This is a genomic window from Brevundimonas sp. UBA7534, from assembly GCF_002479325.1.
Classification (GTDB): domain Bacteria; phylum Pseudomonadota; class Alphaproteobacteria; order Caulobacterales; family Caulobacteraceae; genus Brevundimonas.
The window spans coordinates 1-12,067 of record NZ_DLMO01000185.1 but is presented as its reverse complement, the minus strand read 5'-3'; the positions used below and the strand labels follow the sequence as shown (position 1 = coordinate 12,067).

11 protein-coding genes are annotated in these 12,067 nt (G+C 65.8%); 5 read left to right on the top strand and 6 right to left on the bottom strand.

Annotated elements, in window-relative coordinates; all coding sequences use genetic code 11:
• Both B2U11_RS15560 and metH read left to right on the top strand, forming a co-directional pair.
• A partial coding sequence (locus tag B2U11_RS15560) for a homocysteine S-methyltransferase family protein (protein WP_292073119.1) occupies positions 1 to 246 on the top strand: 246 nt, incomplete at its 5' end.
• Positions 247 to 2,913 (top strand): methionine synthase, encoded by a 2,667-nt coding sequence (gene metH / locus B2U11_RS15555; protein WP_292073117.1) that lies wholly within the window; start codon positions 247 to 249, stop codon positions 2,911 to 2,913. It begins immediately after the preceding gene.
• 40 nt (positions 2,914 to 2,953) lie between these two features.
• Here metH and B2U11_RS15550 read toward each other — a convergent pair whose 3' ends face one another.
• Entirely contained in the window at positions 2,954 to 3,403 is a 450-nt protein-coding gene (locus B2U11_RS15550; protein WP_292073114.1) for a hypothetical protein, read from the bottom strand.
• Between the two features lie 266 nt (positions 3,404 to 3,669).
• Positions 3,670 to 6,681: a TonB-dependent receptor plug domain-containing protein gene (locus tag B2U11_RS15545; RefSeq protein ID WP_287897219.1), complete on the bottom strand. Its 3,012-nt coding sequence runs from the start codon at positions 6,679 to 6,681 to the stop codon at positions 3,670 to 3,672.
• Between the two features lie 261 nt (positions 6,682 to 6,942).
• On the opposite strand from B2U11_RS15545, the gene B2U11_RS15540 reads away from it, so the two are divergent.
• A complete protein-coding gene (locus B2U11_RS15540; RefSeq protein ID WP_292073111.1) occupies positions 6,943 to 7,467 on the top strand; it encodes a hypothetical protein in 525 nt (174 codons plus the stop codon).
• Between the two features lie 3 nt (positions 7,468 to 7,470).
• On the opposite strand, the gene B2U11_RS15535 is transcribed toward B2U11_RS15540, so the two are convergent.
• Positions 7,471 to 7,617: a hypothetical protein gene (locus B2U11_RS15535; RefSeq protein ID WP_287897215.1), complete on the bottom strand. Its 147-nt coding sequence runs from the start codon at positions 7,615 to 7,617 to the stop codon at positions 7,471 to 7,473.
• 69 nt (positions 7,618 to 7,686) lie between these two features.
• On the opposite strand from B2U11_RS15535, the gene B2U11_RS15530 reads away from it, so the two are divergent.
• Positions 7,687 to 8,589 carry an MBL fold metallo-hydrolase gene (locus tag B2U11_RS15530; protein WP_292073106.1) on the top strand — a complete coding sequence of 301 codons (903 nt, stop codon included), beginning with the start codon at positions 7,687 to 7,689 and terminating at the stop codon, positions 8,587 to 8,589.
• Here the strand turns inward: B2U11_RS15530 and B2U11_RS15525 are convergent.
• Together B2U11_RS15525 and B2U11_RS15520 are read right to left on the bottom strand one after the other, a co-directional pair.
• On the bottom strand, positions 8,586 to 9,272 hold the full coding sequence (locus tag B2U11_RS15525) for a DUF1499 domain-containing protein (protein WP_292073104.1): 687 nt from the start codon (positions 9,270 to 9,272) through the stop codon (positions 8,586 to 8,588). The genes B2U11_RS15530 and B2U11_RS15525 overlap by 4 nt on opposite strands.
• Positions 9,273 to 9,291: 19 nt before the next feature.
• On the bottom strand, positions 9,292 to 10,914 hold the full coding sequence (locus tag B2U11_RS15520; RefSeq protein ID WP_292073101.1) for a long-chain-fatty-acid--CoA ligase: 1,623 nt from the start codon (positions 10,912 to 10,914) through the stop codon (positions 9,292 to 9,294).
• Between the two features lie 158 nt (positions 10,915 to 11,072).
• Between B2U11_RS15520 and udk the strand changes: the two genes are divergently transcribed.
• Positions 11,073 to 11,720 carry a uridine kinase gene (gene udk, locus B2U11_RS15515; protein ID WP_292073099.1) on the top strand — a complete coding sequence of 216 codons (648 nt, stop codon included), beginning with the start codon at positions 11,073 to 11,075 and terminating at the stop codon, positions 11,718 to 11,720.
• A gap of 29 nt (positions 11,721 to 11,749) precedes the next feature.
• Here udk and B2U11_RS15510 read toward each other — a convergent pair whose 3' ends face one another.
• Entirely contained in the window at positions 11,750 to 11,989 is a 240-nt protein-coding gene (locus B2U11_RS15510; RefSeq protein WP_292073097.1) for a hypothetical protein, read from the bottom strand.
• Positions 11,990 to 12,067: the final 78 nt, after the last annotated feature.

Here is a 12,067-nt window from a genome sequence, read left to right as displayed (position 1 = left end):
TATCCCAACGCCGGCCTGCCAAACGCCATGGGCCAGTACGATGAGGAGCCACACGAAACCGCCCACTTCATCGAGGAATGGGCCGCCTCCGGCCTGGTCAACATCGTCGGCGGCTGCTGCGGCACGACGCCGGATCACATCCGCCACGTCGCCGAAGAGGTCGCGCCGCTGAAGCCCCGCGCCATCCCGGAACGACCGGTGGCCCTGCGTCTGTCCGGCCTCGAACCTTTTGAATTGGTAGCGTAAGTGCGTCCCACCTTCATCAATGTCGGCGAACGGACCAACGTCACCGGCTCGGCCAAATTCAGGAAGCTGATCGTCGAGGGCGACTATCCGGCCGCGCTGGATGTCGCGCGCCAGCAGGTCGAGGCGGGCGCCCAGGTCATCGACATCAACATGGACGAGGGCCTGTTGGACGGCGCCGTCGCCATGCGCACCTTCCTGAACCTGATCGCCGCCGAGCCCGACATCGCCCGCGTGCCCGTGATGATTGACAGCTCCAAATGGGAGGTGATCGAGGCGGGGCTGAAGTGCGTTCAGGGCAAGCCGATCGTCAACTCGATCAGCATGAAGGCGGGCGAGGCCGAGTTCCGCGAGCAGGCGATCAAATGCCTGCGCTATGGCGCCGCCGTCGTGGTCATGGCCTTCGACGAGGTGGGCCAGGCTGACACCGCCGCGCGCAAGATCGAGATCTGCACCCGCGCTTACAACATTCTGGTCAACGAGGTCGGCTTCCCGCCCGAGGACATCATCTTCGACCCCAACATCTTCGCCGTGGCGACGGGGATCGAGGAGCACGACAACTACGCCGTCGACTTCATCGAGGCGGTCAGGGTCATTAAGGCCACCCTGCCCTACGCCCGCGTCTCGGGCGGGGTGTCGAACGTCTCGTTCAGCTTCCGCGGCAATGAGCCGGTGCGCCGGGCGATCCACAGCGTCTTCCTGTACCACGCCATCAACGCGGGCATGGACATGGGCATCGTCAACGCCGGCGACTTGCCGGTCTATGACGACATCGACCCCGCCCTGCGAGAAGCCGTCGAGGACGTGATCCTGAACCGCCCGCAGCGGACCAATGTGTCCAACACCGAGCGGCTGGTGGACATGGCGCCCAGCTATAAGGGCGAGAAGGGCGCGGCCAAGGTCGTCGATCTGAAGTGGCGCGAGGCGCCCGTCGGCAAGCGGATCGAACACGCCCTGGTCAATGGCGTGACTGAGTTCATCGAGGCCGACACCGAAGAGGCCCGCCTGGCGTCCGAACGCCCGCTGCACGTCATCGAAGGTCCGCTGATGGACGGCATGAACGTGGTGGGCGACCTGTTCGGCTCGGGCAAGATGTTCCTGCCTCAGGTGGTCAAGTCGGCCCGGGTGATGAAGCAGGCCGTCGCCTACCTCGAGCCATTCATGGAGGCCGAAAAGGCCGGCCAGGCCCGCTCGTCCAACGGCAAGATCCTGATGGCCACGGTCAAGGGCGACGTCCACGACATCGGCAAGAACATCGTCGGAGTCGTCCTGCAGTGCAACAACTACGAGGTCGTGGACCTGGGCGTCATGGTCCCCGCCGACCGCATTCTGGACGAGGCCAAGGCGCATGGCTGCGACATCATCGGCCTGTCAGGCCTGATCACGCCCAGCCTGGACGAGATGGTCTTCGTGGCGTCGGAGATGGAGCGGCGCGGTTTCGACATTCCGCTGTTGATCGGGGGCGCCACCACCAGCCGGACCCATACGGCGGTCAAGATCGAGCCGGCCTATCAGCGCGGATCGACCACCTATGTCGTGGACGCCAGCCGAGCCGTCAGCGTGGTCTCGGGGCTGCTGTCGCCGACCGAAAAGGCCCGCAACGAGCAGGCGATACGCGACGAATACATCCGCATCCGCGAACAGTATGCGCGTGGCCAGGAGGTGAAGGCCCGCGCCTCGATCCAACAGGCGCGCGAAAACCGCTGGCGGCCGGCCGAAGGCCATTCGCCCGCCCCGGCCCCGTCCTTCCTGGGCGTACGCGCGTTCGACGCCTGGGATCTGCAGGACCTGGCCGACCACATCGACTGGACGCCCTTCTTCGCCAGCTGGGAGCTGATCGGCCGCTATCCGCTGATCCTGGAGGACGAGATCGTCGGCGAGGCCGCGCGCGACCTGTTCGCGGACGCCCAGGCGATGCTGAGGCGGATCATAGAGGAGAAGTGGTTCACCGCGCGCGGCGTCGTCGGCTTCTGGCCCGCCAATGCGCGCGGCGACGACATCGTGGTGTGGACTGGCGAAGACCGCACCGAGGAACGGGCTCGCTTCCACGGCCTGCGCCAGCAGATCGCCAAATCGAACGGCAAGCCGAACCTGTCGATCTCGGACTTCGTGGCCGAGGACGGCGCGGACTACATCGGCGCCTTCGCCGTCACCGCCGGTCATGGTGAACTAGAGAGGGCGGCCGCGTTCAAGGCGGCCGGCGACGACTATTCCGCCATCCTGGCCACGGCCCTGGCCGACCGCCTGGCCGAGGCCTTCGCCGAGCGGATGCACAAGGAGGTCCGCACCACCCTGTGGGGCTATGCCCCCGACGAGGCGGCGACGGTCGAGGATCTGATCGCCGAGACATATCAGGGCATTCGCCCCGCCCCCGGCTATCCGGCCCAGCCCGACCATACGGAGAAGGCGACCCTGTTCCGCCTGCTGGACGCCGGCGACAACGCCGGCATGGCCCTGACGGAAAGCTTCGCCATGACGCCCCCGGCTTCGGTCTCGGGCCTCTATTTCGGCCATCCGGGCAGCCATTATTTCGGCGTCGGCAAGATCGACCGTGACCAGGTCGAGGACTACGCCCGCCGCAAGGGCTGGGATGTGGCGACGGCCGAACGCTGGCTGGCGCCCATCCTCAACTACGATCCCTACGCCCGGAAACGCGAAACGGCGGCCTGACCAAGCCGGGCCGCCGTCTGCGGATTGGATCAGACCGCGGTCAATCGGTCGCTGGCGTTTCCTGCAGCCCGACCTCGGCTGGGGTCGCGGGCGGGGCGGTGATGTTCTCGCGGATACGCCGCGCGGCGTGCTCGCACCGTCCCGGCAGGCCGAAGAACAGGCCAAACGCCTGGCTGCGGCTCGTCTCGTCCGTATTGGCGAGCAGCGGCGCCCATTGGGCCTTCGCGGCGGCGGCCGCCCGCTGAGCCTCGGCCTTGGCGGCGGCGGACTGGCGCGGTTCGGCGGCCGCCAGGGCGCTGCGGAAATCCTGAGCCTCCAACCGTCCCAACCGGACCAGTTCGGTGTCTTCCGGATTACGATTCGTCAGGGTGTCGCCCAGATCGGCATGCCCCGTCACCAGGGCGTCGCACCACGCCACCAGCGGATAATCCTGCGTCGGCGCCCCCCGCGGCAAGGGATTGGAATAGGCCAATGCTTCGCGAAGGCGCACGGAATCGGCGCTTTCCGAGCGAGGGGACGCCGTGGCGATCGGACCGTCTTGATCTTGAGCAAAAGACGCAGGCGCATCCGCACAAAACGACAGGAACGCGAGTCCGCACAGAATATTCTTCAAAGGTGTACCTGAGTTGCAGCGCCACCATCGCTGTGGCGCCCTGATAACGTTCGTCGCCCTTGATGGTTTTTCTACGGCGACGCTTATAACGAAAAAAGGCGGCGGAGCGTGGCTCCGCCGCCTCAGTTCAAGTCTGCTTCTGCTTAGAAGCGCGCGCGAGCGCCGATGTAGAAGTATCGGCCGATCACGTCATAGGTCGATGGGTCAGTTTGGTACTGGAAGCCGCTGGCGTAACGCGGCGGATCCTTGTCGAACAGGTTGTCGACGCCGCCGAAGATTTCCAGCGTGTCGTTCACCGCCCACGATCCGTTCAGATAGAAGTAGTTGTAGGCCTCGATCTCCCCGATATCGCCATCTTCGACAACAGCGCTCGGATCAGTGACCGAGTCGATGTAGGCCCAACGCAGCGATGCCGACAGATTTTCGTACTGCCAAGAGAGCCGGGTATTGAACTTCCATTCCGGTAGGGTCGTCGCGCCTGGCGTACCATCGCCGATCGTGCCGACGAAGTTATCGCTGAACGGGTTGCCCGGCAGGCTTTGGAACTGCTGATTTTCGTACCAAGTGCCTTGAGTGCTGAAGCTCAAGCGACCAGTCCAAGCGGGTAGGCCGTAGTCAGCCAGAACCATGGCGTAGTTCAGCGCGATATCCACGCCCGACGCCTTGAAAGTGGCGAGGTTCGCGTTGGTTTGAGAAATCGACCCATTGAGACCGACGTTGGTCAAATAACCCGTTTCCGTGTCGCGGTTCAGGTTCGCGCAATAGATGTTGGCGTTGGTGAAGGTCGGATTGTAGGTCGGGTCGAAGCAGCGCGACAGCGAGGTCGAGAAGCCGACCGAACTGATGACGTTTTCGATTTCGATATCGAAGTAGTCGACAGTCGCGCTCAACGTCGATGCCCAACCGGGCGCGGAAGCGGGCGCACGGATGACGACGCCATAGGTCGTGGAGTCGGCCGTTTCAGGCGCCAGGTTGGGGTTGCCGCCCGAGAAGGTCCGATACTGTGTTCCGACCGAATCCCAGTTACCCGTGATCTGGGGCGACTGCGCTTGGCAAAGCGCGAGCACCTGAGCCGCATTGGGGCCCGAACGCGCAGCGCTATCCTTGTCGCAGGGATCCAGGTTACCGGCCGTCACGCCAGGATAGCCTTCCGCACGGGTCGAATACAGTTCGCCCACCGAAGGCGCACGCACGGCGCGTTGCTGCAGGCCGCGGAAGCGCAACCACTCGAACGGGGCATACTCACCGCCGTACTTCCAAGTGTCGGTCGTTTGGTTGATGGAATAATCCGAGGCGCGATAGCCCCCTTCCAGACCGAGGTACTTGACGAAGGGCATATCCGCCAACAGCGGAACACGGAGTTCGCCGAACACTTCCCAGACATCGTAGCCGCCCGTCACCGGACCAGCCGAGTTGCCACCCAGCAACGACCCGGTCTGCACACCCTCGGGAGGCGTGTCTTGATAATCGATATCGCGATACTCGAGGCCAGCCGCGAAACTGACCGGGCCCGCAGGAAGCTGGAACAGATCGCCAGTGACCGAGCCGATCACGTTCTTCTGCTCAATTTCAGTGACTTGGAACTGCCCCTTGGCCTCGATGTAATCGACCTGCGCCTGGGTGATGTTATTGGCGCCGAACGGGTTCAACGGCACGCAAGTCGATGGAGCGCCCGTGCTGCCGACGGGTCCGAGCGGCGATCCGGCAGGGCAGCCGGCGAGAGCCGCACGAATGCGATTGCCCTCGGGGAAGCCGGCGAACTCCTGGCGGCTCTCGTAGCGGCCAAATGACGCGAAGACATCATAGGACCATTCGTTGCCGAAGATCGGCGGCATGCTGCCACGGAAACCACCGGTCGCCTGATAGGCAGTGGTGTCGTAGTTGTAAGTCCGCGGACCCAGTTCGTTGGAGCGACGCGCCAAAGTGAAGCTGGTGATGCCCGCTCCAGTCATGAGGGCGCGCACTTCAGCCGGCAGCGTCGTTGTAGTCGCGACCGGGATCGCGAACGACGCAGGAGATTCAGCGAGTTGGTTCGAACTGGTGTAGGTGCTGTACAGCGCATCACCGTAGAACTCGATGCGGTCGGTGATGTCGTACTTCATGGTGGTGTAGAAGTTCGTACGCTCGTACGGCGACTGCAACAGGTTTACCGGGTTGAAGTCGTACAGGAACATCGAGTCCGGGTCCCAACCTTCGGTGTTCGGACCAGTGTAGCCGAAGGTGCCGTCGCCAACGCCGGCGATGAACAGCGAACCGTCAGGATTAAAGCCGAGGCGCTGTCCGCCGCGGATGAGCTCAGACGTCGCCGGCAGGCCTCGCGCCGTGAAATAGGCTTGATAGGCGGCGAGCTGAGTCGCCGTCGCCGTCGTGGGAATGCTGAAGGTGCCGTCGCCGGTCGTCGCCGATCCATTCGGCACGCAGGTGCCATCGTTGAAGCAGTACTGAGCGGTGCGCGAAATGTCGCGCTCCGTCTGCGCGATGCCGTCGCGCGTGTTATGCGAAGCAGCGAACGTCAGGTGACCGCGACCATCGTCGAACGAGCCTCCGGTGATCAGATTGTACTGGCGCTCCTCACCATCGTTTTGATCCGAAATGCCGTACTGCGCGGAAACCTGCAGACCTTCGAAGTCATCCTTGAGGATGAAGTTGACCACACCGGACACAGCGTCGGCGCCGTACACTGCCGAGGCGCCGCCGGTGATGATCTCGACCCGATCCAGCAAACCGCTCGGCAGAATGGAAACGTCGACCGCTCCGCTTGACGACCCGGGGACCAGACGACGACCATTTACCAGGGTGAGGCCCCGCGCCGTTCCAAGCTGGCGGAGATCTAGGAAGGCGGCGCCGCCAGAAGAGGGGTTGTTGTTCGTCTTCGTCAGGCTCGGCGACAGTTGCGGCAACGCGTTTAGGTATGTTTCCACCGACGCCGTGCCGATTTCTTCCAGCGCATCAGCCCCAACCGTCACGATCGGGCTAGTGCCAGTCGTGTCGCGAACCCGGATACGCGAGCCGGTGACGACGATCTCTTCAACCGTCGTGGCCTCCCCGTCCTGCGGAGCGGTCTGTGCAAAAGACGGCGTCGCGGTGGCGGCGACAAGCGCGCCAGCGATCATCGTGGTCGCCAACAAACCGCGGCGATAGCTTTGCGTTTTCAATTTGATCTCCCGAAATTAGGCCAACTTCGCCGGAAGGCAGTATCCTTCAGCCAAGCCCCACCCCAACCGACGGTCGGGTTACCGAAAGTCCACCTTATCGTCACAAAGTTGTCCAGATGCTTCCCCCCCAGCCAACGCGGTCGCAACATGACTGTCACAACCATGCCACACGAAAACCGACCCGCCAGAGAGCAAGGTAGATCCAGATTTACCGTGATCTCGCAATCAGAATTCCTTAGTTAGAAGGACGCGGAGAAAAACATGTCAACTGCAGCCATTAGTTTGGTAATTTTGCTCTCCGGTGGCGGGACGGTGCAGGCGGAGACGTCCAATCCACCCTCGATAATCGCCGCTCTGATGGATTGCCGTGAGATCGGCGACGAATCGGCGCGGCTGTCTTGCTATGATCATGCTGTGGCCCGGTTAAGCGACGCGCAGGCACAAGGGGATGTTGTGGTCATGGATCGAGAGGCTATCCAAGACAACGAACGTCGGACCTTCGGATTGGGCGTAAGGCTGTGGCGACCACAGGGAGAGCGCCCGTCGCCCGAAGAAATCCAGTCGATCGCGTCGACCTTGGTTGCGGCGCGAAAGGTCGGCCCCGGAGGGCGGTGGCTGCTGACCTTGGGTGATGGCTCAGTATGGCTGCAAATCGACACCGCCAGCCCATACATCACCCGGGCGAGCGGACAGCCTGTCACAATTCGCCGTGGGGCGTTTGGCAGTTACCGAATGACGGTCGGCAATGGCGTGTCCTTTTCTGTACGGAGACAGATCGTTGAGTAGTCGCTATCGCACGATCCCGACCCGCGCCGCATAGGGCGCGGGTTCGGGGGTGCAGGAGGCGACGATGAGCTGCGCCGCCATGAGACACAGGACCGCCGCGACGATAGGCTGGAGCCGATTTGAGACAGCGAGGGCGATCGAACGGGCCATGACGGGCGCTCCGGCGAAGGTTTCTGACTCGTTAACGCAAGGGCGGCGCCAAGACGGCGGCGGTCGCCCATGATCCCGTTCGTGCGCGACTTCGACTTCGCCTACGGGCGGACGGATTCGGTGTCGCCGCTGATCCAGCGGCTGGTGGCGCACAATCCCGGCCCGTTCACCTTCACCGGCACCGGCGTCTATGTGGTCGGGCGGCCCGAGCCTGGCGCCCGGGTGGCGGTGATCGACCCCGGCCCGCTGAACCCCGCGCATGAGGCGGCGCTGCTGGCGGCGGTGAAGGGCCGGATCGTCAGCCATGTCCTGGTGACGCATACGCACCGCGACCATGTCCCCCTGGCGCGCCCGTTTGCGGAGAAGACGGGCGCGGTCGTGCTGGCGGCGCGTCCGCCGGTCCGCGAAACCCATGCCTCGGGCGCCCTGGACGAGGAGGACGATCCGGACTTCGCGCCGGATGTCGTCCTGACCGGCGGCGAAGTGATCGCGGGCGACGGCTGGACGCTGGAGACCGTGGCCACGCCGGGCCATGCGTCGAACCATCTGGCCTTCGTCCTGAAGGAGGAGAACGCCCTGTTCAGCGGCGACCATGTGATGGGCTGGTCGACGACGGTGGTGGCGCCGCCCGACGGAAATATGCGCGACTATCTGGCCAGCCTGGATACGGTGATGGCGCGGGACTTCGCCACGATCTGGCCGACGCACGGGCCGCCGATCACCGAGGTCGCGCCCTTTCTAGCCGCCTACCGTGCGCATCGGCTGGAGCGCGAGGCCCAGGTTCTGGCGCGGCTGGCGGCGGGGGATCGGACGATCGCCGAGATGGTCCCGGTGCTCTACGCCGCCGTCGACCGGCGGCTGTGGCCCGCGGCGTCGCTGTCGGTCCTGGCCCACCTGATCAAGCTGGTCGAGGACGGCGTCGTCGAGGCGGCGCCCGAGGCCGCCTTGTCGGCCGAATTCCGCCTGGTCTAGCGGGCGGCCGCTTCCAGGGCGTCGGCCAGCCTGCCCGCCAGGCGGCAGGTCGCGCCGCCATCGGGACGGGTCCGGTCGCGAGCGGCGACGCGGATGTCGGTGCGGCCGGGCCGAATGCGCACCACCGCGTCGTGGGCGAAGCCGAACCAGGCGCCTTCGTGCACGCCCTCGACCTCGAAGGTGGTGGCCCGCACGACGGGGAAGCCGGCGTCGACCAGGGCGGCGGCGGCCTGCTGGGCCAGCACCTGGGTCGGGATCGAGCGGGCCGCCGGGCAGGCGTCCGATCCGGTCGGCGTCTGGCCGCGATGCAGGGCCGCCAGACGGGAGAAGGCGGGTGGCTCCGCGCCGTTGCTGGTCACGTCGCGCGGCGTGTCCGCGGCCTGCCGGGCGGCCTGGACCTGGAAGCCGGCGACGGCGGCCCCGGCCAGGATCAGGGCGACGGCGGCGTAGAGCCCCCTGCCCTTCAGGTCGCGAAAGGCGAGCAAGGCGACGACCAGCGCCGCGGCCAGGGCGACCCAGGCCAGCGCGCGCGCCGCCGTCCAGGTCAAGACGTCGTAGGCCAGGGCCACGTCGACGCCGCCGAAGCGCGTCGCCGCCACCGCCGCGACGATCACCACCAGTGGCGCGGCGGCCAGGGCCGTCAGCCAGGGCAAGACGGCGGGCACGGGTTCCCTGGACGGCATCGGCGCTCCGGAATCGGGGTCAGGCCGGCAGACGGTAGTCCTTCAGCCGTTCGCGCAGAAGCTTCTTGTCGATCTTGCCGGTGGCGCCCAGGGGGATTTCGTCCAGGGCCACCACGTCGTCCGGCATCCACCATTTGGCGATCTTGCCCTGGAGGAAGTCGAGATGCTCCTGCTTGTCGAGGGTCTCGCCCTCCTTCAGCTTGAGCAGCAGGACGGGGCGTTCGTCCCACTTGGGATGTGCCGCGCCGATGACGGCGGCCAGTTCGACCTTGGGATGACCCACGGCGATGTTCTCGATCTCGATGGAGCTGATCCATTCGCCGCCGGACTTGATGACGTCCTTGGAGCGGTCGGTGATCTGCATGAAGCCCATGTCGTCGACGGTGGCCACGTCGCCGGTGTCGAAAAAGCCCTCGCCGTCGACGATGGAACCCTCTTCCCGGAAGTACGCGCGGGCGACGGTCGGGCCCTTGACCATCAGGTGTCCGAAGGTGTGGCCGTCGTGATCCAGGGTGCGGCCGGCGTCGTCCTTCAGCTTCAGCTCGACGCCCAGCGGCGGCGTGCCCTGCTTGACGCGCCACTTCAACTGCTCCTCGAACGGCAAGGTCTCCAGTTCGGGCGTCATGTTCGACAGGGTGCCGATGGGCGAGGTCTCGGTCATGCCCCAGCCCTGCAGCACCTCGACGCCATAGTCGTCGTGGAAGGCGCGGATCAGGCTTTCGGGCACGGCCGAGCCGCCGATCAGCACGCGCTTGACCGTCGACAGCTTCAGCCCGTGCTCGCGCATGTGCATCAGAAGCCCCTGCCAGACGGTGGGCACGGCGGCGGAGAAGGTGACCTTCTCGGTCTCCAGCAGTTCGTAGATGGAGGCGCCGTCCATCTTGGCGCCGGGCATGACCAGCTTGGCGCCCGCCGCCGGTCCGCCGAAGGCGATGCCCCAGGCGTTGGCGTGGAACATCGGCACCACCGGCAGGATCACCTCGCTGGGCGTGGCGCCCAGCACGGTCGACTGCAGCCCCAGCAGCGTATGGATGAAGTTGGACCGGTGCGAATACAGCACGCCCTTCGGATTGCCGGTCGTGCCCGAGGTGTAGCAGAGGCCGCAGGCGGTCTGTTCGTCGAAGTCGCCCCAGACGCAGTCGGCCGACTGGCCCGCGATAACCTCTTCATAGGCTTCGGCCTTGGGCAGCTTGGTCTGCGGCATGTGGGCCGCGTCGGTCATGACGATGACGCGCTCGACCTTGGGGATGTGCGGCAGGATGGCTTCGAGCAGCGGCACGAAGGTCAGGTCGGTGAAGATGACCCGGTCCTCGGCATGGTTGATGATATAGACCAGCTGTTCCGGGAACAGGCGCGGGTTCAGCGTGTGGCACACCGCGCCGATGCCCATGATCCCGTACCAGGTCTCGATGTGCTTGTCGGTGTTCCAGGCCAGGGTGGCGACGCGGTCGCCCGGCTTGACCCCCCAGGCCTTCAGGGCGTTGGAGACGCGCTTGGCTCGCTCATGGATCTGGCCGTAGGTGGTGCGGACGATCGGCCCTTCGACCGAGCGAGTCACGACCTCGCGGTCGCCATGCCAGTTCTTCGCATGGTCGATGATCTTGTCGACCGTCAGCGGCCAGTCCTGCATCAAGCCCAGCATGTCGTATCCTTGTCCCTTGGTTGCGTCTGCTTGGGTGCGACGCTTGATAGGGACGCTATCTTGGTGATCGCCGTTAAGCAACGTGACGCAGGGTCAGGTTCGGCGCGACGGATCGTCCGCGATGGCCATGTCGGGAAAGCCGATCTAGAAGGCGCGACATGGCCATATTGATCGCGATCACGGGGGGCTCCGGCTCCGGCAAGAGCACCCTGGCGGAGGCGCTGGTCTCGGCCCTTCCGCCGGGCGCGGCCGTGCTGGTGCGCGAGGACTCCTATTACAGGGACGCCGCCTCCCTGCCCGGCTTCGACGCGGCGACCTTCGACTTCGACGACGTGGCGGCGCGCGACCACGATCTGATGATCGCCGACCTGACGGCGCTGAAGGCCGGACGGCCGGTGACCGCGCCGGTCTATTCCTTCATCCATCATGGGCGCGAGCCGGGCGGAGAGCCGATCGCCGCCGCCGAGGGGGTGGTGGGCGAGGGCACCCATGTGCTGTGCACGCCGGCCCTGACCGCCCTGTTCGACATCCGGGTGTTCGTCGACACCCCGGCCGACATCCGCTTCATCCGCCGCCTGCTGCGCGACCAGGCCGAACGCGGCCGGTCGGCGGACTCGGTGGTGGCGCAGTATCTGGCGACCGTGCGGCCGGGCCACGAGCGGCTGACCGAACCGTCGCGCACCCACGCCGACTTCGTCGTGGCGGACGCCACCGCGGCGGTGCGGCTGGAGGATCCGCAGGCGGTGGTGCGTCTGGCGGCGCCGGTGCTGGCGCATCCGCTGCTTCAGCCGCTGCTGGAGGGCTGAGGGACGCCGTCCGGCGCCGCCGAAGGACGTCAGTACCAGAGGTCCATGTCGCCGGTCTCGGCCTCGGACTCCTCCTGGGCCTGCCGGGCCAGGGCCTTGATCCGCGCGCGCTCGGCGGCTTCGGCCCGTTTCTCGATCAGCAGGGCGTCGAGGCGGATGCAGTCCGCCTCCAGCTCGCGCCGGATGCGTTCGGTTTCGGCGTCATAGACGGGATCGCGGGGCGGCAGGCCGCGCGCGGGTCTGGGTTTGCGGGTTCTGTGCTTCGCCAAGGGTCGCTCCAATTCATCAGGCGTGCGTCATCCCCTCCGCCGTTCCCGGCGGAGTTATGGAGGGCTGGGCGGAGCGCC

Coding starts and splice junctions, on each gene's coding strand:
- udk (WP_292073099.1), top strand. CDS start 11,073: ATGGCCATATTGATCGCGATCACGGGGGGCTCCGGCTCCGGCAAGAGC.
- B2U11_RS15525 (WP_292073104.1), bottom strand. CDS start 9,272: ATGCCGTCCAGGGAACCCGTGCCCGCCGTCTTGCCCTGGCTGACGGCC.
- B2U11_RS15535 (WP_287897215.1), bottom strand. CDS start 7,617: ATGGCCCGTTCGATCGCCCTCGCTGTCTCAAATCGGCTCCAGCCTATC.
- B2U11_RS15540 (WP_292073111.1), top strand. CDS start 6,943: ATGTCAACTGCAGCCATTAGTTTGGTAATTTTGCTCTCCGGTGGCGGG.
- B2U11_RS15520 (WP_292073101.1), bottom strand. CDS start 10,914: ATGCTGGGCTTGATGCAGGACTGGCCGCTGACGGTCGACAAGATCATC.
- B2U11_RS15530 (WP_292073106.1), top strand. CDS start 7,687: ATGATCCCGTTCGTGCGCGACTTCGACTTCGCCTACGGGCGGACGGAT.